At 62.0% G+C, this 20,558-nt stretch carries 22 protein-coding genes; all 22 read left to right on the top strand.

Annotated elements, in window-relative coordinates:
* Positions 1–26 precede the first annotated feature (26 nt).
* The 22 genes from HGI30_RS21190 (at position 27) to HGI30_RS21085 (ending at position 20,529) form a co-directional block, all read left to right on the top strand.
* Positions 27–509, top strand: a complete 483-nt coding sequence (locus HGI30_RS21190) for a carboxymuconolactone decarboxylase family protein (protein WP_168909320.1) — start codon at positions 27–29, stop codon at positions 507–509.
* Positions 510–522: 13 nt separating this feature from the next.
* Positions 523–1,557 (top strand): sigma-70 family RNA polymerase sigma factor, encoded by a 1,035-nt coding sequence (locus HGI30_RS21185; protein ID WP_168909319.1) that lies wholly within the window; start codon positions 523–525, stop codon positions 1,555–1,557.
* Between the two features lie 211 nt (positions 1,558–1,768).
* Positions 1,769–4,540, top strand: coding sequence for a stalk domain-containing protein (locus HGI30_RS21180; protein ID WP_168909318.1), 2,772 nt, complete (start codon positions 1,769–1,771; stop codon positions 4,538–4,540).
* A 132-nt stretch (positions 4,541–4,672) separates the two neighbouring features.
* Positions 4,673–5,839, top strand: coding sequence for a sensor histidine kinase (locus HGI30_RS21175; RefSeq protein ID WP_168910030.1), 1,167 nt, complete (start codon positions 4,673–4,675; stop codon positions 5,837–5,839).
* An 8-nt stretch (positions 5,840–5,847) separates the two neighbouring features.
* Entirely contained in the window at positions 5,848–6,576 is a 729-nt protein-coding gene (locus HGI30_RS21170; RefSeq protein ID WP_168909317.1) for a response regulator, read from the top strand.
* Between the two features lie 311 nt (positions 6,577–6,887).
* Positions 6,888–7,766 (top strand): glycosyltransferase family 2 protein, encoded by an 879-nt coding sequence (locus HGI30_RS21165; RefSeq protein ID WP_168909316.1) that lies wholly within the window; start codon positions 6,888–6,890, stop codon positions 7,764–7,766.
* A gap of 181 nt (positions 7,767–7,947) precedes the next feature.
* The gene (locus HGI30_RS21160) at positions 7,948–8,352 is read left to right on the top strand and encodes a hypothetical protein (protein WP_168909315.1); all 405 of its coding nucleotides are present in this window, start codon (positions 7,948–7,950) and stop codon (positions 8,350–8,352) included.
* Entirely contained in the window at positions 8,328–10,130 is a 1,803-nt protein-coding gene (locus HGI30_RS21155; protein ID WP_168909314.1) for a helicase-related protein, read from the top strand. Before HGI30_RS21160 ends, HGI30_RS21155 begins: the two co-directional genes overlap by 25 nt.
* Positions 10,131–10,135: 5 nt before the next feature.
* Positions 10,136–11,155 (top strand): ComFC family protein, encoded by a 1,020-nt coding sequence (locus tag HGI30_RS21150; protein ID WP_168909313.1) that lies wholly within the window; start codon positions 10,136–10,138, stop codon positions 11,153–11,155.
* Positions 11,156–11,285: 130 nt separating this feature from the next.
* Positions 11,286–11,684 carry a flagellar protein gene (locus HGI30_RS21145; RefSeq protein WP_168909312.1) on the top strand — a complete coding sequence of 133 codons (399 nt, stop codon included), beginning with the start codon at positions 11,286–11,288 and terminating at the stop codon, positions 11,682–11,684.
* Positions 11,685–11,831: 147 nt separating this feature from the next.
* Positions 11,832–12,095: a flagellar biosynthesis anti-sigma factor FlgM gene (gene flgM / locus HGI30_RS21140; protein ID WP_028599002.1), complete on the top strand. Its 264-nt coding sequence runs from the start codon at positions 11,832–11,834 to the stop codon at positions 12,093–12,095.
* A gap of 24 nt (positions 12,096–12,119) precedes the next feature.
* Positions 12,120–12,617 carry a flagellar protein FlgN gene (locus HGI30_RS21135; RefSeq protein WP_168909311.1) on the top strand — a complete coding sequence of 166 codons (498 nt, stop codon included), beginning with the start codon at positions 12,120–12,122 and terminating at the stop codon, positions 12,615–12,617.
* A 14-nt stretch (positions 12,618–12,631) separates the two neighbouring features.
* The gene (gene flgK, locus HGI30_RS21130) at positions 12,632–14,173 is read left to right on the top strand and encodes a flagellar hook-associated protein FlgK (protein WP_168909310.1); all 1,542 of its coding nucleotides are present in this window, start codon (positions 12,632–12,634) and stop codon (positions 14,171–14,173) included.
* A gap of 23 nt (positions 14,174–14,196) precedes the next feature.
* Positions 14,197–15,114 carry a flagellar hook-associated protein FlgL gene (gene flgL, locus HGI30_RS21125; protein ID WP_168909309.1) on the top strand — a complete coding sequence of 306 codons (918 nt, stop codon included), beginning with the start codon at positions 14,197–14,199 and terminating at the stop codon, positions 15,112–15,114.
* 1 nt (position 15,115) lies between these two features.
* Positions 15,116–15,688, top strand: a complete 573-nt coding sequence (locus tag HGI30_RS21120) for a DUF6470 family protein (protein WP_168909308.1) — start codon at positions 15,116–15,118, stop codon at positions 15,686–15,688.
* 127 nt (positions 15,689–15,815) lie between these two features.
* A complete protein-coding gene (gene fliW / locus HGI30_RS21115) occupies positions 15,816–16,265 on the top strand; it encodes a flagellar assembly protein FliW (RefSeq protein WP_168909307.1) in 450 nt (149 codons plus the stop codon).
* A complete protein-coding gene (csrA, locus tag HGI30_RS21110; protein ID WP_168909306.1) occupies positions 16,265–16,510 on the top strand; it encodes a carbon storage regulator CsrA in 246 nt (81 codons plus the stop codon). The genes fliW and csrA overlap by 1 nt, the downstream gene beginning before the upstream one ends.
* A 115-nt stretch (positions 16,511–16,625) precedes the next feature.
* The gene (locus tag HGI30_RS21105; protein WP_168909305.1) at positions 16,626–17,393 is read left to right on the top strand and encodes a flagellin N-terminal helical domain-containing protein; all 768 of its coding nucleotides are present in this window, start codon (positions 16,626–16,628) and stop codon (positions 17,391–17,393) included.
* Positions 17,394–17,869: 476 nt separating this feature from the next.
* A complete protein-coding gene (locus HGI30_RS21100; protein ID WP_235680232.1) occupies positions 17,870–18,256 on the top strand; it encodes a flagellar protein FlaG in 387 nt (128 codons plus the stop codon).
* 14 nt (positions 18,257–18,270) lie between these two features.
* Positions 18,271–19,794, top strand: coding sequence for a flagellar filament capping protein FliD (gene fliD, locus HGI30_RS21095; RefSeq protein ID WP_168909304.1), 1,524 nt, complete (start codon positions 18,271–18,273; stop codon positions 19,792–19,794).
* Positions 19,795–19,807: 13 nt separating this feature from the next.
* Positions 19,808–20,191 carry a flagellar export chaperone FliS gene (fliS, locus tag HGI30_RS21090; RefSeq protein ID WP_168909303.1) on the top strand — a complete coding sequence of 128 codons (384 nt, stop codon included), beginning with the start codon at positions 19,808–19,810 and terminating at the stop codon, positions 20,189–20,191.
* Positions 20,146–20,529, top strand: coding sequence for a flagellar protein FliT (locus tag HGI30_RS21085; RefSeq protein ID WP_168909302.1), 384 nt, complete (start codon positions 20,146–20,148; stop codon positions 20,527–20,529). Before fliS ends, HGI30_RS21085 begins: the two co-directional genes overlap by 46 nt.
* Positions 20,530–20,558 lie beyond the last annotated feature (29 nt).

Genomic DNA, 20,558 nt, shown 5'->3' with positions numbered 1-20,558 from the left:
GAGCCTGCGAAAAGGAGGAGTTCGACATGAAGCTGAGAATGAATTACCGAGAGGCGAAGCCGGAGGCTTACCGCGCCATGCAGGGGCTGGAGGCCGCAGCGGGACGAGGCCTCGACCCGCTCCTGAAGGAGCTGGTCAAGACTCGCGTGTCCCAGATGAACGGGTGCGCGTTCTGCGTCGACATGCACAGCAAGGACCTGCTCGGAAAGGGCGAGCCGGCGGAGCGGCTGCTGCTCCTCCCGGTATGGAGGGAGGTCCCCGCGTTCACGGAGGCGGAGCGGGCGGCGCTGGCTTTTGCCGAGCGCGCGGCATTCATCGCGGACGGCGGCATGCCGGAGGACGTTTACGAAGAGGCGGTCCGCTGGTACGGAGAGGCCGGCGTCGTGGATCTGCTGCTGGTCGTCAATACGATCGGAGCGTGGAACCGGATCGCGATCGCGACCGGCATGTACCCGGGGTGTTTCGACGGACCGATTGGGAAGGGAGACGGTTCCGGCCTGGATCGATAAGGAGGAGAGCGGGATGGAGAAGGAGGAAGCCGGCGGTGGACGGGAGCGGCGGACGGATGGAGCGGAGGGCCGGGAAGGGGAGCTGGCGCTGGAGGGCTTGTACCGGACGGAGCGCTCCAGCGTCTTCCGTGCGGCCTATCGCATGCTCGGCAGCGTCGCCGACGCGGAGGACGTGACGCAGGAGCTGTTCGCGGACCTGCATGCCGGAGGCTTGCCGGAGCTGCGCAGCAGCCGGGCCTATCTGGTGCGGGCCGCGGTCAACCGCTCGCTCAAGCTGCTCGGCTCCGCCCGGCGGCGCAGGGAGCGCTATGCGGGAGAATGGCTGCCTGAGCCGCTTCCGGACCCGGACGGGCCGGAGCTGCCGGAGCAGGCGGCCGAGCAGCGGGAGCGGCTGACCTACGGCTTCATGACGCTGCTGGAGCAGCTGACGCCGACGGAGCGCGCCGTGCTGGTGCTGCACGAAGCCTATGGGTATGCGTATGAGGAAATCGCGATCATGCTGGGCAAGACGCCTGCCGCTTGCCGGCAGCATGGCAGCCGGGCGAAACGGAAGCTGAGCCGGGCAAGGGGGGAGAAGGAGGAGGCCGCAGCGGACAGGAAGGAGTCCAGAGCAGGGAGGGCGGCCGTTTCCATGAAGCCGCAGGAAGAGGACGAGGCGGATGCCGCGCGCGGGGGCGCCGCCCGCGAGCAGCTGATCGCCCGCTTCGTGGAAGCGTTCGAGCGGGCCCGCGTGGAGGAGCTGCGGGAGCTGCTGAGCGACGACGCCGTGCTCGTCACCGATGGCGGCGGCAAGGTCCGAGCGGCGATGCGGCCGATCGTCGGCAAGGAGCGCGTCCTCTCCTTCCTCGCCTCTCCCAAGATTCTGCATTCCGCCCGAGCGGCGCTCAAGCGCCTCGTGAGGCTGAACGGCGAGCCGCAGCTGCTCCTGCTGGCCAAGCCGGGCGAGGCCGAGTCGATCCTTTGCCTCGAAGCCGATGCCTCCGGCACCCGCATCCGAAAGCTCTATCTGATCCGCAACCCCGACAAGCTGGCTCATGTGAAAGCTTAGCCGCATTTTTGCCCGCTTGCCGACTGCGCGACCGTTCCCGGCCTTGGCCCGAGCGGTCGCTTTTGCTATTTTCATAGAAAAAGTCGTTCATGCCGATCGAGCTGAAAAGACTAATCTATCACCTCGCAACTTTTCTCTATTCTGGAAGTCTATTCATTCATGTGCTAGACGAACTGAATGAAGGCAAACAGATAGGAGAGTTGCATCTCATATGAAACAGGCAAGCCGCACCAACCGTCGCCGCAACGAAGTCCAAGTCCACGCCGTCCCGTCTTCCCCGCGCAAGCCGGCGCGAGGCGTCTTCGTGCGCCGCGTGCTCGTGAGCACGCTCGGCGCCGCGCTCGTCATCCAGCCGCTCGCCGCGCTCGCGCCCCAGCTGCCCGGAGCGATGAGCTTCCTGTCCCCCGTCGGCCAGGCCGCTGCCGCGAGCGCCAAGCTGACCGTCGTCAGCCAGGAGATGATTACTTCCGGCGCGCAGCGCATCGACTACCTCTGGAAAGGCACGCGCAGCGGCGCTTCCGTCCAGTCCAATATCCATGTCATCAAAATCGACCTCAACGATCCTTATGTGAGCCTGAACGCCGTCAACGGGCAGAAAGGCGTCGTCACCGGCCGCAGCAGCGTGCTGAACATGGCCAAGAACGCCGGCGCGGTCGCCGGCATCAACGCGGACTATTTCCAGACCGCCTCCTCCGACGGAGCGCCGATGGGCGCGCAGATCAGCAGCGGCTCGCTGCTCGTCAGCCCGATGCAGCTGACCGGCATGTACATGTTCGGCGTCACCAAGGACCGCAAGGCGGTCATCGACCGCTACAGCTTCCAGGGCAGCGTGACGGCCGGGGACGGCTCGACGTTCGCTCTCAGCGGCATGAACCAGTCTTCGTACAGCACGGAGTTTCCGACCAAAGGCTACTCGCATGCCAATGCTCTCTACCTGTATACGAGCGCCTGGACGGAGCCGAGCCGGCCGGCGGGAGCGAGCTACGCCACCCCGACCGAGGTGCTCGTGCAAGGCGGCGTCGTGACGCAAATTTCGGAGGGCACGGCGCTGCCGATGACGCCTCCGGCGGACGGCTTCATCCTGCGCGCGCACGGAACAGCGGCCGCCTACGTGCGGGAGCATCTGCAGGTCGGCCAGCCGGCGAGCGCCGATTACCGCCTGCAGTCGCTGACGACGCAGCAGACGGTCGATCCGTCCAGCTTCGAGACGATGGTCGGCGGACATACGATCCTCGTGGAGAACGGCAAGGCCGCGGCGTTTTCCCGCAGCGTCTCGTCGATCAGCGGCTCGTCCGCGCGGTCGCGGACGGCAGGCGGCTATTCCGCGGACGGCCGCACCGTGTATCTGGTGACGGCCGAGGACAACGGCAGCAGCTCCGGCTTGACGCTCGCGGAGCTGCAATCGGTGCTCGTCGAGCTCGGCGTCAGCAAGGCGGTCAACTTCGACGGCGGCGGCTCGACGACGATGGTCGCTCGTCCGCTCGGCGAGTTCGGCCTGCAGCTCGGCCATCCGACGGAATACGGCACGACGATGCGCCAGGTTTCCAACGGACTCGGCGTGTTCACGTCCGCGCCGCAGGGCGCGATCAAGGGCATCAAGGCGAGCGGCTCGGGCGTGCTGTTCCTCGGTCAATCCGCCGCTTACGAGCTCAAGGCATACGATCAGCATTACAACCCGCTCGATCCGGCCGGGCTCGGCGCGAGCTGGAGCGCCCAGGGCATCGCGGGCGATTGGAACGGCAACACCTTCACCGCTTCCAAGACGGGCAGCGGCTCGGTTACGGTCAAGTCGGGCGCGGCGACGGACAAGCTGCCCGTCGTCGTCGTCGGCGCGGACGCGATCCAGTCGCTCAAGATCGGCACGGTCCAAGGCGCGCTCGAGGCCGGCACGCAGCTGGCCGTGCCGGTGACGGCGACGCTGAAGGATGGCGGAACCTACACGCTGCCCGCCGAGGCGGTCAAATGGGAGTTCCGCGGCTTCACGGCGGCCCGCAGCGGCGACAAGCTGACGGTCCAGAGCGTCTCCGAAGGCGCGCAGGTCGGCTACGCCATCGCCCGCTACGACGGCTTCTCCGCGCTGCTGACGCTCGCCAAGGGAAGCGGCAGCAAGCAGCTGGCCGACTTCGACAAGCTCCAGCCGGCTTTCTCCTTCACCTCCACCGCCGGCGTGACGGGCGGCGCCCAGCTGGCGAGCGGCCTGGCCGCCGACAACGGCAGCGGCGCGCTCAGCTTGAGCTACGACTTCACGAACGGCTCGACCGACACGCGGGCGGCCTACGCCTCGTTCGGCGCCGGCGTTCCGATCGACGGCCAGCCGGCCTCGATCTCCGTGGACGTGCATGGCGACGCCAGCCTGAACTGGGCCCGGGCGGAGCTGACGGACGCCGCAGGCGCCAAGCATCTGCTGACGCTGTCCAAAGCGGTCGACTGGACCGGCTGGCGCACGATCAAGGCGCCGCTGTCCGAGTCCGGCAAGGCGGTCCAGTATCCGGTCAAGCTGACGCGCCTTTATGTCGCCAGCCTGAAGGACGGGGCGGACGAACGCACGGCTGCAGGCACGATCGCGTTCGACAACGTCTCGGTCGACGCTCCGGCGTCGGTGCCGGAGCCGGTCAAAGCGAAAATCGAGATGAAGGCCGGCAGCAAGACGGCGATGGTGGACGGCAAGACGACTGCGCTCGACTCCGCTCCGTACATCCAGAACGGCGTGACGTACTTGCCTCTGCGCTTCGTCGCGAGCTCGCTCGGCAGCGCCGTCGATTATGACGCGGCTTCCAAGCGGGTGTCGGTGCTCCGAGGCGCCAAGCTGCTCGAGCTGGTCATCGGCAGCAAGGAGCTGGTGGCGAACGGCGTGCGCGCAGCCGCTCCAGCCGCCCCGATCGAGCGCGGGGGAAGGACTTTGGTCCCGATCCGCGTCGTCTCTGAGCAGATGGGACTAGCCGTAAAATGGGACGGAGCGACTAAGCGGATTACCGTCGAATGATAGACCTCCTCCATGGAAGCGTATGGTATCATAGAGAGTGACCTGTCGACGCGAGGCGCTGCCGTCCTTAGGGACGGCAGCGCCGTTTTTGCCGCAATCGCAGGATTATCCAGCTACAGAAAGGCAGCTGTGATGAAAGTGGACAATCGCATTGTGGACATCGACCGGGTAATCAAGAACGCGATTCAGGTCATGGAGGACAGCAAATACCAAATCTATGAAATCTGCGAATCCGCGCGCAAGGAAATGCTGACGCTCGAGCAGGAGCTGAACCAGGTGCTTCAGGATACGGTCCAGACGATCGACAAGGTCGACAAGCTGGAGATGGAGTATCGCCTTGCCCGCATCCGGCTGACCGAAGTGAGCCGCGATTTCGTGCGCTATAAAGAAGAAGACATCAAGAACGCCTACGAGCGGGCGACGCAGCTGCAGCTTGACCTGATGGTGTACCGCGAGAAGGAGACCTACCTGAAGGCGCGCCGCGACGACCTGCAGAAGCGGGTGAAGAATGTCGAGAGCTCGGTCGAGCGGGCCGAGACGATCCATTCCCAGATCAATGTCGTGCTGGAATACCTGGCCGGAGATTTGACCCAGGTGACTCGCATTCTGGAATCGGCCAAGAACCGCCAGCTGATCGGCCTCAAAATCATTCTGGCTCAGGAAGAGGAGCGCAAGCGCATCGCCCGGGAGATTCATGACGGCCCGGCGCAGTCGCTGGCCAATCTCGTCCTGCGGACAGAAATTGCAGAAAGAATGCTGGTAAAGCAGGAATTTCAGATGGTGCAGCACGAATTAGTAGACTTAAAGGCGCAGGTCAGGTCAGGATTGGAAGAAATTCGTAAAATTATATTCAATTTGCGACCGATGGCGCTAGATGATTTAGGACTTGTTCCCACTTTGCGTAAGTATGTGCAGGATTTTGAGGAAAAAACACGAATTCATACGGTGTTCGAGACGATCGGGCGGGAAATCCGCCTTCCTTCGGCCATGGAAGCGGGCATCTACCGTCTGGTTCAAGAGGCGTTCACGAATGCGATGAAGCATGCCAGCGCCAGCTATGTCTCGCTGGAGCTGACCTATCAGTCGCAGATGGTGAAGATCGCCGTCCAGGATAACGGGATCGGCTTCGACGCCGAGCTCATCCAGTCGAGAGCCAAGATCAACGCCCATTTTGGCCTGATGGGGATGCGCGAGCGCGTCGAGCTGCTGGAGGGCAGGCTGGAGCTCGAATCGTCCAGCGGCCAAGGCACCAAGATCACGATCCATATCCCGACAGGCGTGGATCAGCGAAAGGAGTAGCAACGCATATGGACCTGAACGCAGCAGGAGGCAAGCGCAAGATCAAGCTGCTGATTGCCGACGATCACCAGCTTTTCCGGGAAGGCCTCAAGCGGATTCTCAACATGGAGGACGACCTGGAAGTGATCGGGGAATGCAGCGACGGAATTCAGGTTCTGGAGTTCTGCAACCAGCAACAGCCGGAAGTCGTCCTCATGGACATCAACATGCCGATCGAGAACGGCGTCGTCGCCACGGAGCGGCTCCGGGACTTGTTTCCGCACATCAAGGTCATCATCCTCTCGCTCCATGACGACGAGAGCTACGTGTTCGAGACGCTCCGCAAGGGCGCGACGGGCTATCTGCTCAAGGACATGGAGGCGGAGTCGCTCATCAATGCGATCCGCTCCGTCGTGCAGGGCCATGCCTACATCCACCCGAAGGTGACGGGCAAGCTCATCAACCAGCTTCGCCGCATGACCTATCTGGACGAGATGGGCGCCGGCAGCGGCGCTGCGGCTGGACGCGAGACCGGCGTGAAGTTCGTCGCCGGCGAGAACAACCCGCTCACCCGCCGCGAGGCCGAGGTGCTTCGCCTCATGGCAGAGGGCAAGAGCAACAAGATGATCGGGGAATTCCTGTTCATCAGCGAGAAGACCGTCAAGAACCATGTCTCCAGCATCCTGCAAAAGATGGAAGTCGACGACCGCACGCAGGCCGTCATCAACTCCATCAAGTACGGCTGGGTCACGCTCTAGCGCGAGGCGAGGCGGCTCGGGCCGGAGCCGGCCGGTCAGCCGAGGACCGGTCCGCACCGATTCAGGCGTCCAACGAGCACGCGCGGAGCTACATAGCTTGGGAAAGGCAGAGCCGAGGGAGCGATCCCGACGGCTCTTTTTTGCGTCCGCAAGGAACCGCGTTCGCTTCGTCGTAAACGGCATGGCGCGCCGTCCCGCCGTAACGCCCAGGGGGCTTTCGGCATACGGTACCGTATCAGGCGCCGGAGCGCGGACCGCGCGAGGGCGGACCCTCCGGCGCCTCCGCGCCGGACGGCAGAGGAGGAGACGGGATGTACGAAATCTTGATCGGCGTCATCGCCTGTTACGGAGCAGCCGCCGCGGCGGTCCACCTGGCCCGGAGAAAGGCCGCCGGGCGGACGCCTTCCGAAAGCCACTTCATCCTGCTTACCCGGGACGACGAACCGGTGATCGAGCATTGCCTCCGCTCGTTGGAGGCGCATGCTCGGAAGTCCGGCATCCCGGTGAGGATTACGGTGTGGGATCAAGGCTCGCAGGACGGCACGGGCGAGATCGTGCGGCGCTGGAAGGGAGCCATCCTGTGGGTCGGGCCGGAGATGAGCCGCATGCGCGATGAGGACGAGGAGAGGCGGACGGCAGCGGCTCCGCATGCCGGAGCGGGACGGGAAGAGGCGGAGGCGCAAGGAGATTGCCAGGGGCAAGGACGGGAAGAGGCGGAGGCGCAAGGAGATTGCCAGGGGCAAGGACGGGAAGCGGCGGAGACGCAAGGAGATTGCCAGGGGCAAGGACGGGAAGCGGCGGAGGCGCAAGGAAAATGCAAGGGGCAAGGACGGGGGACGGAGGAGGCTTTCGGCGGGCAGCTGCCCGCCGAGGAGCCGGAGGTCGAGCGGGAGCATGAGCCCGAGCTGGAGCCCGGACAGAAGGGGCGGCCCGGCAGCGAGCGCGGATCGGAAGAGGGGGGAGCAGCGGATATCGGCTGGCCGAATCCGGAACAGGACGAGGAGCCTGGCTCCCACGCTGCTGCCAGCCCAGGGGCGCCGGCGCGGGGCTGCAAGGAAGATTCGAATCCGCGCAGCGGCCGCGAGCAGATCCTTTGGTCGCTGCGGGCTTGGGGCATCGTCAGCGAGCGCGACCAGCCGATCCTTATCGACATGAAAAACGTCGAGGATTGGAGCAAGCTGCCCTTTTGAAGCGGGGAATGGCGCAGCGAGAAAGCCAGGCTTGCGGCAGCCGGCCCCGACAGGTATACTGGATCCATATGGAAGGCGCGGGTGAAGCACACCCTCGGCGGGAAACCGTCTGAGGGTGTGCTTTTTTTTTCGTTGTCCGGGGCCGGCCGCTTCGAGCGGTCCGTGGAGAAGGAGGGGCGAATTGAAGGCGACGCTATATCTATATTTGGATGCGGAAAAGGGCTGGCGGGCCGCCGTGACGCTGGACGCCGAGGTCGACCTGCGGTGGCGGCTGGACGCCGAATGGGCGGCGGAGGCCGCAAGGGAAGCGGGAGCATCGCCTCCCGTGCCTGCGGAGGCGATGCTCGCATGCGGCGTGCCCCTGCCGCTGGGGGCGGCCTATGAGGCTGCGGCGAGCTGGAACCGGCAGGGGCCGGTGCCGGCGGGAGCTCAGGGCGGGGCGCGGCGGCTGCGCGCAAGCCGGGCTGCCGCGCCGGGAGGCGCCGCGCCGCTGCGCCTGCCGGAGGCGGCGGAGGCGCTGCGCCGCCTGGCGCGCGCGGCGCTCGCCCCGGACGGGCCGGAATGGCCGTCCGGGAGCCGGCCGTGACGGCGGCGATGCCCCGTCACGGGAGCGGCGGCGCAGCCGCGGCGCTTGCGCGCGCTGCGTGCGCCGCGGCAGGCGCCCTGCGCGGCCGCGCCCTGCTGCGCGGCGAGGCGCAGGCGCGCCTGGCCGCCGCAGGCGCCGGCGGGGGCGACGCCGCGCTGCAGCTGGCGGCGCTGCTCGGCCGGCTGCGCCTTGGCGGCGCCGTCGCCGCAGGCCGCTGCCAGCGCTGCGGCAGCGGCGAGGCGCAGCTGCTGCGCACGCCCTGCGGCGCGTGCGGGAGCGGCCGCTGCGCGAGCTGCCAGGCCTGCCTGGCGCTGGGCCGCAGCCGCGAGTGCGGGCTGCTCGTGCTCGGCCTGCCGGCACGGGCCGGGCCGGGCGGCGCAGGGCTTGCCCCGCCCGAGCAGCTGCCCCCGGCGGCGGAGCGCCTGCGCCGTTGGGGGCTCAGCCCCGCGCAGAGCGCCGCGGCCGCCTCGGCGCTCGCCTTTCTCGAGCGGGCGCAGCTTCCGCCTCGTCCGCACGGCGCGCTCTCGCGGCTGGCCGCCCTCGCCCGCATGGGCTTGGCGCTTCGCACGCGCTCCGGCTCGGCGCTGGGGCAGCTCGTCCGCTTGCTCTTGCTTTCCGCCGCGCGCTCGGTCTCTGCTCCGCCCGCGCGCTCCGTCTCGATTCGGCAGCCGGCGCTCCTTTTGCGCCGCGCCGCCGCCTTCGTCGGTCCGTTCCGTCCTCGTCGCCGCCCGCAGCCGGCTGCGCCGCCACCTTCCTTCCTGCTCTGGGCGGTGACCGGCGCGGGCAAGACCGAGATGATCTTTCCGCTGCTCGAGTCCGTGCTGCGCCGCGGCGGCAGGGCGCTCGTCGCGACGCCGCGCCGGGATGTCGTGCTGGAGCTCGAGCCTCGGCTGCGCCGCGCCTTTCCCGACACGCCGCCCGTCGCGCTGTACGGGGGCAGTCCCCGACGAGGAGAGGACGGGCGGCTCACGCTCGCTACGACGCATCAGCTGCTGCGCTTTCGCGGCTCATTCGACTTGATCGTGCTCGACGAGCTGGACGCCTTCCCGTTTGCCGGCGACGCGATTCTGCACGAGGCGGCGGCCCGCAGCGGCGCTCCGGGCTCGCGGACCGTGCTGCTGACGGCTACGCCGCCCCCGTCGCTGCAGCGGCTCGCGCGGCGAGGCCTGCTGCCGCATGCCAAGGTTCCGGCGCGCTACCATCGCCACCCGTTGCCGGTGCCGCGCCTGCTGCGTACGCCTTCCGCTCTTGCCATGGCGGCCGCCGGCCGCATGCCGCCATCGCTGCGGCGGGCGCTGACGCGCTCCCTGGACCGCAACGCCCAGCTGTTCGTCTTCGTCCCCTCCATCCGCGCCGCGGAGCCGGTCGCTCGGCTTCTGCGGCAGCTGTTCCCGGGCCGAGGAAAGGTAGAGGCGACGCATTCGCAGGACCCGGAACGAGCGGACAAGGTCATCCGTTTTCGCGCCAAGGAGCTGCGGATGCTCGTCACGACGACGATTCTCGAACGGGGCGTGACGGTTCCTGGCAGCGACGTGTTCATTCTCGATGCCGATGCCGGCGTCTTCGACGAGGCGTCGCTCGTCCAATCGGCGGGACGAGCCGGCAGATCGGCCGCCGACCCGCAAGGCTTCGTCTGGTTCGCGGGAGCTTCGCCGAGCGCTGCGCAGAAGCGAGCCGTCCGTCAGATCCGCCTCATGAACCGGGCCGCGCGCAGGGCGGGCTATCTCCTGCCGCGCTCGGTCCGATCGCACAGCGTTACTTCCACCGTCAAGGAGTGAATCTCATGTCCATTCAACCTGCCGGCAGCCTGCTTCGCGCCGAGACGCGCCTCTTGCGGGACTCCGGGGAGCCCGCCGCCGAAGAGAGCGCCGAGCTTCTCCCCCCATGGCCGACCGATCCGAAAGCGGCGCCCGCTCGCCTCTATCCGTCCCCGGGCCCTGCATGGCCGTCGCGCCTGCTTCGCGGGCTGCTGGAGCTGCTTGCCCCTGCCCGCGCCGCTTGCGGGCTTTGCGGGGGCGGCTTCGCCCCTGGCCGAACTTCGCTTGCCGGCTTGCCGGCCGATCTGCCGCGCTCGTGGTGCGAGGGCGTCTGCGGCAGATGCCGTGGCATGATTCCGTGGATCTCGCGCATCCAATGCCATGTATGCGGCCGCCCGGATCCGTGCGGCGACTGCTGCCGCCGGACCTCGTCCGGCTTCATCCGCAGCCGCAGCGCCGTCAGGTATACGCTGGAGATGCGCCAGCTGCTGGCCCGCTATAAGTACCGGGGCGAGGAGGCGCTTCAGCCGTGGCTCGCCGAAATGCTGCTGCCGGCCTATCACGCGCTTGCCGAGGAGCTGCGGCTTGCGGATCGGCTGCCCGGCAGGGTGTCGGACCGGCTCGGCCGGGATGGACGAAGCGAAGCCCAGCCGTTCGACCTCGTCACGTCCGTTCCAATCAGCCGGCAGCGCCTCGAGGAACGGGGCTTCAACCAAGCGGAGCGGCTGGCCGCCTCGCTCGCCGTCCGTGCGGGAGTGACGTCGAGGCCGCTGCTCGAGCGCAAGGAGGAGCGCGGCAAGATGAGCGCCAAGACGAGACGGGAGCGCCTGCTTGCGGCGGAGGGGCTGTTCGGGGCGGCGCCGGAAGCGGCTGGAATTCTCCGCTTGCTCGCCGCTCGCGATCCGGAGCGCCGCAGGCCGCTGCGGCTGCTGATCGTGGACGACATCTATACGACCGGAAGCACGATGGACCACTGCGCGCTTGCGCTGCAGCGCTGCTCGCATGTGCCGGTCGATCTGTACGGCCTGACCTGGGCGCGCGCATAAGCGCGCTTTTTTTGGTTTCCCTGCTCTTCCCTGCGCTGGAAGAACATTCGCTTTCCCTTCATCTCGAAAACCGCTGCGGATCCGCCGATAATAGAACAAGTAGAACGGGAAACGGAAAGGGGCTGGTCCCATGAATCTGGACAATTGTCCGCGCTGCGGCAAGCTGTTCGCCAAAAACTTCCGCGAGGTCTGTCCGGCATGCATCCGGGAGATCGATCGCGAATATGAAGCCTGCTGCGACTACTTGCGCAAAAATCGCGGGGCCGCGATCCATGAGCTGTCGGAGCAGACGGGCGTCGCGATCCGGCAGATTACGAAGTTCATCAAGGAAGGACGCATCTCGCTCATGGATGCGCCGAGCCTCAGCTATCCCTGCGATGTATGCGGCATCCTCATCCGCGAGGATCATATGTGCGATTCCTGCCGCCAGCGGCTGAGAGGCGACGTGAAGCGGCTTCAGGAAGCCGAGGAAGAGGAGGAGCGCCGACAGGCAGTTCAAAAAGCCTATCGCATTAAAGATAAGACTTGAGTATGAGACAATATTCTTGTTTAATCGATAAATATAGGACTTGACAAATAGTCCGACTGCTCTATAAACAAAGGTTTCCGAAGGGCCGATAATAGGGTCAGAGCAGTCCAGGCCGCAGTCAGGCCAACCCAATCGAGGTGAACCGACTTGAAAATCAATGAGACCGGCAGGATTCAACCTGTCCACACATACCAGAAGCAGAGCGAAGCGCGGGTTTCGGAGGGCGCCCGTACCCGAAAAACCGACCAGGTGCAGATCTCCGAGGAGGCCAAAGCCATGTTAGCCAGCCGCCAGCCCGAAAGCGCCGAGCGCAAGCAGCGCATTCAAGAGCTGAAGAACGAAGTGGCCGCGGGCACGTACCGCGTCGACGCCGGCAAGATCGCCGACAAGCTGTGGGACTACCTGAACTAATCTATTGAAGAACGGATGGGATGTATGACCGTACAGGATCTGATCGAGACGCTCGGGCAGCAGAGCGGCCTTTACCGCGAGCTGCTGGAGCTGGCCGCCGCCAAGACACCCGTGCTGGTGAAGGGGGACGTCGACGCCCTCAGCGCCATCCTGATGAAGGAACGCAAGCTGGCAAGACGGGCCGAGGAGCTCGAGGTGCGCCGGCAGATGCAGGTCAACATCCATTTTTCCAAGCTCCAGCTGCGCCTTCGCAGCGGCAAGCTCAGCGACCTCATCCGCACGGTCAATCAGCCGGAGGAGAAGCAGCGGCTGTCCGAGCTTCAAGAGGAGCTGACTCGGCTTCTCCAGGACGTCCAGCAGCGCAATGAGCACAATCTTGCCCTCACGAAGCAGTCGCTGGAGTTCATCGATTTCTCGCTGGAGCTAACGGCGGATGCGCCCTATGACGATTACACCTATGTGCACCCGCAGCTGCATCCGGCCGGAGCCGTCAAGGCGGGCATGTTCGATAGAAAAGGCTAGAGGAGGACCGCCCCATGGCATCCACGTTCCACGGAATCGAAACCGCCAAGCGGAGTCTGTTTACCCAGCAGACGGCTTTGAACACCGTCGGCCACAATATTTCCAACGCCAATACCGCCGGCTACACCCGTCAGCGCGTCGGCATGAGCGCCGCGACGCCGATGGAGCCGTTCGGCTTTTCCCGCTCGACGGCAGCGGGCCAGCTCGGCTCCGGCGTGGAGGCGTCCTCCATCAACCGCATCCGCACCGCATTCCTCGACGATCAGTACCGGAGCGAAAGCAAGTACCAGGGCAGCTGGCAGATCCAGGCCGAGACGCTCGACAAGCTCGAGAAGGTCGTCAACGAGCCTTCCGACACGGGCATCCGCACGCTGATGGAGAAGTTCTGGTCGTCCTGGTCCGATCTGAGCAAGGACCCGGAGAACATCACGAACCGCCAGATCGTCAAGCAGACGGCGGTCGCGCTGACCGATTCCTTCAACCAGCTGAGCCGCCAGCTGACCGATCTCGACGCCGACCTGACCGGCAGCGCCGATACCAAGGCGACTCAGGCCAGCTCGCTGCTCAGCTCGATCGCCGATCTCAACGGCCAGATCAAGCGCATGGAAGGACTCGGCGACAACGCCAACGACCTGCGCGACAAGCGCGACCTGCTGACGGATGAGCTGTCGAAGCTCGTCAACGTCACCGTGACGGACACGGACGACGGCTATGTCATCAACATGGGCAATGCGGGCCTCGTCAGCGGGACGGAGGCCGAGACGCTGACCGGAGCGTCGCTCGAAGCCGCCTATCAGGCCGGCGACCTCAGCGGCGGCGAGATTCACGGCACCTTCAAGGCGCGCGACACGAACGTGCGCGGCCTGCGCGACAAGCTCGACCAGCTGGCGCAGACATTGGCCAACGGCGAGTTTCAAGTGACCGTGCCGAAGGGCTCCGTGCTGCCGGGCACGACGGTGCCGCTGACCGAGGATACGGTCATGACCGTACAAGGCATCAACGGCCTCCACAAGCTCGGCTATACGCTTCAGGAGCCGGCTACGGCCGGTCTCGACTTCTTTACCTTTGACGCCGCAGGCGGCGCTTCGGGCATTACGGCCGGCAGCATCCGACTCAACCCGGCGATCAACGCCGACTCCAACCTGATTGCCGGTTCCATGCGTACGACGACCGACGCCGCCGGCGTCACGACGGTCGTCAAGGGCAACAATACGCTGGCGCTGCTTCTCGGCGAGGCCAAGGACAAAGCGTTCACGATGGATCTGACCTCGACCGGCGGCGCCGTTTCATCGGCCACCATAGGCAGCTATTACAACGCGATGATCGGTCAGGTCGGCGTCCAGTCTCAGGAAGCGCGGCGCCAGTATGCCAACGCCTCTGCGATGGTGGACCAGGCGAACAGCAGCCGCCAGTCCGTCAGCGGCGTCTCCACCGACGAAGAGATGTCCGACATGATCAAGTTCCAAAACGCCTACAACGCCGCGGCTCGTTTCATGACGACGATGGACGAGCTGCTGGAGAAGCTGATCAACGGAACCGGTCAAGTCGGCCGCTAATCCGTGCAAAGGAGATGAACGAGATGGCTCTTCGCGTCACCCAGGGCATGATGCATGCCCAGCTGATGAGCAACCTCAACACCAACATGAACCGGATGTCGACCCAGCAGGACCAGATCGCGACCGGACGCAAGATCAACAAGGCGTCCGACGATCCGGTCGGCATCACGTATGGCCTCCGCTACCGGTCGGACTTGTCCGCCAATACGCAGTATCAGAGCAACGTCGCCTCGGCTCAGTCGTGGCTTGACTTCAATGACAGCCAGATGAACCAGGCGGGGGAGATTCTGCAGCGTCTTACGACGCTAGCGACCCAAGGCTCGACGGGTACCAATACCCAGAGCTCCCTGGACGCCATCAACAAGGAGATCAGCGAGCTGAAAAACCAGATGCTCGACATCGCCAACAGCAGCTTCAACGGCAAGTACGTCTTTGCCGGGCAGATGTTCGATCGCAAGCCGTATGACACCGGAGCCGCCGGCTTCGACGCCAAGGCCGTCGCGGCCGATGCCGCCGACGTCACGTATGCCATCAGCGAATCGATCACGATGAACGTCAATCTGCATGCGTCCTCCATTTTCGGCGAAGCGGATGCCGCGGGGACGTCGGACAACGTCTTCTCCATCTTCGACCGTCTGGACGGGGCGCTCTCCTCCGCGAACTATTCGGCGGTAGGAGCGGAGCTGGAGAACATCAAGAGCCGACTGAACAAGGTCATTTCCGCCCGCGCGGAAAATGGAGCGCGCACGAACCGCACCGAGCTGATGGGCAACCGTCTGACCGATCTGAACGTCAGCCTGACGGCGCTGCAGTCCAAGACCGAGGATGCCGACGTCGAGAAGCTTTTCCTGGACTCTGCCGTCAGCCAGAACGTCTATCAGGCCTCTCTATCGGTCGGCGCCAAGATCATCCAGCCTTCGCTCGTCAATTTCCTGAACTAGGATGAGGCTGCCGCAGCTCCAGATCGAGTCGCAGCCCGTTCGCCTTGACATCCAGTCCCGCAAAGCCCAGGTCGAGATCCGGCAGCCCCGCCCGGAGGTCAGCGTGCAGACGACGCGTCCATCGCTGGAGATCGAGTCTTTTCGTCCGGAGCTGCAGATCGATCAGACGGCTACTTGGAACGCCATCAACGGCGGCAAGCCGGAGGCGTTCATCCAGCGGATTTATTCGGATACGCCGGCCGTCATGCAGCAGCATGCCGCCCGCACGATCCAAAAGTGGCGGCAGATCGCCGACTTGCAGGTGAAAGAGAATCCTCTTCCCGACGTCGCTTTATCGGAGGCTATTCGGGAGCAAGCGCCTCGACAAGTGTTCGGACCGGCTTCGCTGTTCAACACCCGCATCAACTTCGAGGTCCGCAAGCCGGAGATCAGCCTTACTCCGGGCGAGGTCGACATCCAGGTGCAGACGTATCGGCCGGAGGTCGATTACGCGCCTGCCTCGGTGCAGTACGCCGTCACTCAATATCCGAAGGTCTTCGTCACGCCTCCGCCGGCGGTCGAGCTGAGGGCTTGATGGCTGACCGCCGCAGGAAGCCAACGTTGCAGCCTCTATGAAAAGAGCGATAAAATCGGACTGACGATTTTGTTGCTCTTTCTTTTTTATCCGGTTCTCAACGAATTTAATAGGAGAGTGGAATCCCATGATTATTGAAACGGCCCGCTTCGGTCCTCTCGACGTTCGCGACAAAGAAATCTACACGTTCCCGTCGGGAATTCCCGGGTTCCCGGCATATAAGGACTATGCGCTCATTCCGGTGGAAGACAGCCCGCTGTTCCACCTCCAATCGCTGGAGGAAGGAGGCCTCGCCTTCGTCGCGGCCGATCCGTTCGCTTTTTATCCGAATTATGAATTCAACCTGCCGGAGCAGGCGGAAAAGGAGCTGAGCCTTCAGCAGATCGAGGACGTGCGGGTGCTCAACATCGTCAGCATCCAAGGAGATCTTGCAGGCGCGACGCTCAACCTGATCGCTCCGATCGTCTTCAACGTTCGTACGGGGGAAGCGGCTCAAGTCATTCTGGAGGGAACCTCTTACTCGACCCGCCATAGCTTGCTGCAGCCTTCCCTTGCCGCCGGAAAGGAGGAATTCTGATGCTTGTGCTCGGACGCCGCAAGGGCGAATCGATCCTTATCGGACCGGATATCGAGCTGACCGTGCTGGAGGTCGGCAGCGACGGCATCAAGCTCGGCATCTCCGCTCCGCGGGACGTCACGATCCTGCGCAAGGAGCTGTACCAAGAGATCGCGGAGACGAATCGCGGCGCGGTCCAGCAGGACGTTTCCATCGCTGACCTGAGAAATCAATTCCAATCGCTAAAATTACCGAAATCGCTATAAACTAAAACCGGAATCCTCCCGATAAATAGAGTAGATCAGCTAAGGGCGGCCGACCTAAAGCTGATTTACCACAAGGAAGTGGGACTATCATTCAATTTCAGGGAGGAACTCAATCATGATTATCAACCACAACATTTCTGCCATCAATACGAACCGCAATATGGGCCTGAACCAAACGGCTTCCAGCAAGAACATGGAGAAGCTGTCCTCCGGCCTGCGCATCAACCGCGCGGCTGACGACGCTGCCGGCCTGTCCATCTCCGAGAACATGCGCGGCCAGATCCGCGGCCTGGAGCAAGCTCAGCGCAACACGCAAGACGGCATCTCCTTCGTGCAAACGGCTGAGGGTGCGCTGAACGAAGTTTCCGCGATGCTGACGCGCATGAAAGAGCTGAACATCCAAAAGGACAACGGCACATACCAAACGGCTGATAAGAACAACATCGGTGAGGAACTGACGGCTCTCTCCTCCCAGATCAGCAACATCCTTACGAACACGACGTTCAACGGCAAGAGTATCACGACCGGCGCTGGCATCGTGACCGACGATAAAGGTACGCTCATCACGATCGGTTCGATTACGACGACATCTTTCGGTTCCCTGAGCTCCGCTTCTGGACTGGCTTCTATCAACGACGCAATTTCTGCAGTCGCTACGGAACGCGGCAAGCTTGGTGCAGTTCAGAACCGTCTGGAATACACGTCCAACAACTTGGGCACGACGACCGAGAACCTGACAGCTTCCGAATCCCGCATCCGCGACACCGACATGGCGAAGGAAATGGTTCAACTCACGAAGAACAACATCCTTCTGCAAGCTTCGCAATCGATGCTGGCGCAAGCGAATTCGGCTCCGCAAGGCGTACTTTCCCTGCTCCGCTAAAAACAGACGCTGTATCCTGAGAGACCTTAGATTCGTTCTAAGGTCTCTTTGCCTTAGCAGCAAAATCATGTTCACTACACAATCCAATCAAAAGAAGATTTCCCTTCTGTTTGCCGCGTTGAAAGAAGCGCCGTCATCCTAGCGATAAGTTTCAACTCGGCAAGGAGCATGAGGAACTAAAAATGGAACGTGCCTTCTTGGTTGCTGATGAATGTTCCTAATGGCCTTGGAACGAACAGTTTAAAATACGTTGTTCTAGGTCAAGGGAACCTGCTCCAGTGCTTGAAGATAATTACCGAGTCCCATGAAAATAACCTGGAATAGTCCGATGATTACATTGTATGTGGTGGCTTTTGAACAACTAGAGAGCGGGGCCGAAGATTAGGGCGGTTGAGCAAATGCCAGCGGCAGCTATTATATTGAAGAAAAGATCAACCGATAAAATCTTATATGAGTCCTCAAAAGGAGCAAAAACAATGTCCATGAACGTATCAAACTTTCCGTCCATGAACAGCATGATGCAGCCGCCCGCGAAGACGGCTCTGGCACCGTCCAGAGAAGGAATCGACAAATCAATGGTCATCAATACGACCGATGCGCTTCGGCTGGCCGAGCTGCGGGGCATTAAGCCTACCGTCTCGGACGAGCAGAAGATTAAAGCAGTCGACCGAGCCATCAAAGCCATGGAAGGCCCTCATACAAAAGTGGAATTTTCAGTCCACAAAGAAACAAATGCTATCATGATTAAGGTATTGAATAAGGATACAAACGAGCTTATCCGCGAGGTTCCTCCTGAAAAAACGCTGGATGTGGCCGCGAAACTGATGGAAATCGCAGGTCTGCTCGTCGATACCCGGATCTAGAAAGGGGCAAGATCATGGCGGGATTACGCATTTCAGGCTTTAACTCAGGCCTTGACATTGATGCCATCGTCAAGCAGCTTATGAAGGCGGAACGAACCAAGCTGGACAAGCTGAAGCAGAACCAGACCAGCCTGACCTGGCAGCAGGAACAATTTCGGGATGTCAGTACATCGCTGGTAGACTTCCGGAATAACAAGCTGTCTCAGTATAATACGCTTAATTCCATGAGTGCCAAAACCTCGCAATTGTCCGGCAATACGGCAGCTGTATCCATTACATCAACCAACAGCGGCGCTTCCGGATCCATCAGCGTGTCGGTCAACAGCCTTGCCACATCGGCAACCTATCTAGGACAGACAGGAGCATCCGCCGTTACGCCGGCCACGACCATGGCTGACTTGCACAAGACGGGAGCGACGCCCAAAAGCACTGCCATTGAAGTCGGCAATGGGGCAATCAACCGATCCTTTGCCATCTCCGATTCGGATCTTGTCAGCGACGTGCTGGCCAGGATCAATGCTGACAAAGAATTGAACGTCACAGCCATGGTTGGAGCCAACGGAGAGATATCATTCCGCAGCAATTCAACCGGAGCGGGGGCCATCACCGTCAAAGCCGATTCCATCATTGTAGACGACGCGACCGTCAAACCTGTTAAAGTTTCAGGCAAGGATGCTTCCTACACGGTCAATGGAATCGTACAAACATCCAAAACCAATACCGTCAGCGTCAACGGTTACAATTTGCTTTTGAAAGCCGAATCAGGAACGAACGGAGAAAGCACCGTCACCTCGCGAGTCGACACGGATGCGATCGTTTCGACCCTTAAATCATTTGTTGCCGACTATAATTCCATCCTTGATAAGGTGAATGGCAAGCTGAACGAACAGCGGTACCGCAACTTCTCTCCGCTCACTGAGGAACAAAAAGCGGACATGAAGGAAAACGAAATTACGCTGTGGGAGACTAAGGCCAAAAGTGGCCTGCTTAAAGGGGATTCCGCCTTGAGTTCGCTGGTCAATGGCATGAGGACATCTCTAAGCTCGACAGTCGATACCGGATCCGGCTCTCCGATATTGACGGTACAGTCCATTGGCATCGTGACTGGCCAATGGAGCGAACACGGCAAGCTCTATATCGAGGACGAGAACAAGCTGCGTTCCATGATTGAGAGCAATCCGGACGAAGTCATCGCCCTTTTCATGGCTAAGCCGAGCACGGCTCCATCTACGCCTGGTACTGGAATCGCCACCAATAAGGACTACGGCATATTTCAACGGCTCAGCACGACGCTGATGGATGCATTGACGGCACTATCGGATAAAGCAGGAACATCCGCTTACAGCTCCGATAAAAACTCCACCTTTAAAAGCAATTCCGTTCTGGGTGAGCAGCTTCGAGCTCTAGATACAAAAATATCGGATATGAACGGTTATCTGATTCGCAAGGAAAACCAGTATTATAAGCAGTTCACGGCTATGGAAACCGCGATGAACCGCTACAGTTCCCAGTCGTCGTCCTTTTCCAGCTTTGTATAAGGAGTGATCCGGCTTGCTTTATTCTCCCTACCAGACCTACCAGCAGAGATCAGCCGAGACAGCTACGCCTATTCAGCTCGTACTCATGTTGTATGATGGCGCAATTCGCTTCACTAGACAAGGTATGGAAGCTACGGCCATCCAAAATTACGAACAAGCCAATTTGGGCTACTGCAAGGCAGAGGCAATCGTTAATGAGCTGATGGCCTCGCTGAATTTTTCATATCCGATCTCCAAAGACCTCGTTCGGATCTATGAATATGTGCTTCATCAGCTCATTCAAGCCAACGTGTATAAAAAGACCGCTCCTGCGGAAGAAGCACTTCATCATCTTATGGAGCTCAGGGATGCATGGAAGCAGATCGCGTCGCCTTCTTCCATTCAAAAGCAGGCATGAACGAATCTGCATCCTTGACGTCCGAGTTGAAGCGGCTCGCAACCGCGACCGATTCCCTCCTTTCACGAGCTTCAGTGGCGGATTATGAGGAATTTGTCGCCTTAATTGATCTTCGCGAGGAGACGCTTCAACGCCTTTATGACGGAGCCGAGGCAAGTGTCGAAGATCGTGCCATCATTCGAGGCCTGCAAGCCCATGATCAGCTCCTGCTGCACCATATGAGCCGGCTCAAAACAGAAGCTGCAGAAACGCTGCTTCGCATACAGCAATCCAGACAAGGCCGAAATGCTTATGAAGGTTATGGGGCCCAGAGCTTCTTTATCGACAAGAGGAACTAGCTAGAATTAAAACGAGACGGATCCGAGAA

It is taken from the genome of Paenibacillus albicereus (assembly GCF_012676905.1).
GTDB lineage: Bacteria > Bacillota > Bacilli > Paenibacillales > Paenibacillaceae > Paenibacillus_O > Paenibacillus_O albicereus.
Note: the sequence above shows the minus strand (reverse complement) of the source record. Positions and strands in the feature narration are given on the sequence as shown.

Coding starts and splice junctions, on each gene's coding strand:
- HGI30_RS21155 (WP_168909314.1), top strand. CDS start 8,328: ATGGCCGTCCGGGAGCCGGCCGTGACGGCGGCGATGCCCCGTCACGGG.
- HGI30_RS21135 (WP_168909311.1), top strand. CDS start 12,120: ATGACCGTACAGGATCTGATCGAGACGCTCGGGCAGCAGAGCGGCCTT.
- fliW (WP_168909307.1), top strand. CDS start 15,816: ATGATTATTGAAACGGCCCGCTTCGGTCCTCTCGACGTTCGCGACAAA.
- HGI30_RS21150 (WP_168909313.1), top strand. CDS start 10,136: ATGTCCATTCAACCTGCCGGCAGCCTGCTTCGCGCCGAGACGCGCCTC.
- HGI30_RS21190 (WP_168909320.1), top strand. CDS start 27: ATGAAGCTGAGAATGAATTACCGAGAGGCGAAGCCGGAGGCTTACCGC.
- HGI30_RS21175 (WP_168910030.1), top strand. CDS start 4,673: ATGAAAGTGGACAATCGCATTGTGGACATCGACCGGGTAATCAAGAAC.
- HGI30_RS21105 (WP_168909305.1), top strand. CDS start 16,626: ATGATTATCAACCACAACATTTCTGCCATCAATACGAACCGCAATATG.
- fliD (WP_168909304.1), top strand. CDS start 18,271: ATGGCGGGATTACGCATTTCAGGCTTTAACTCAGGCCTTGACATTGAT.
- HGI30_RS21120 (WP_168909308.1), top strand. CDS start 15,116: ATGAGGCTGCCGCAGCTCCAGATCGAGTCGCAGCCCGTTCGCCTTGAC.
- flgK (WP_168909310.1), top strand. CDS start 12,632: ATGGCATCCACGTTCCACGGAATCGAAACCGCCAAGCGGAGTCTGTTT.
- HGI30_RS21085 (WP_168909302.1), top strand. CDS start 20,146: ATGGAAGCAGATCGCGTCGCCTTCTTCCATTCAAAAGCAGGCATGAAC.
- HGI30_RS21100 (WP_235680232.1), top strand. CDS start 17,870: ATGTCCATGAACGTATCAAACTTTCCGTCCATGAACAGCATGATGCAG.
- flgL (WP_168909309.1), top strand. CDS start 14,197: ATGGCTCTTCGCGTCACCCAGGGCATGATGCATGCCCAGCTGATGAGC.
- HGI30_RS21180 (WP_168909318.1), top strand. CDS start 1,769: ATGAAACAGGCAAGCCGCACCAACCGTCGCCGCAACGAAGTCCAAGTC.
- HGI30_RS21165 (WP_168909316.1), top strand. CDS start 6,888: ATGTACGAAATCTTGATCGGCGTCATCGCCTGTTACGGAGCAGCCGCC.
- csrA (WP_168909306.1), top strand. CDS start 16,265: ATGCTTGTGCTCGGACGCCGCAAGGGCGAATCGATCCTTATCGGACCG.
- HGI30_RS21145 (WP_168909312.1), top strand. CDS start 11,286: ATGAATCTGGACAATTGTCCGCGCTGCGGCAAGCTGTTCGCCAAAAAC.
- HGI30_RS21170 (WP_168909317.1), top strand. CDS start 5,848: ATGGACCTGAACGCAGCAGGAGGCAAGCGCAAGATCAAGCTGCTGATT.
- HGI30_RS21185 (WP_168909319.1), top strand. CDS start 523: ATGGAGAAGGAGGAAGCCGGCGGTGGACGGGAGCGGCGGACGGATGGA.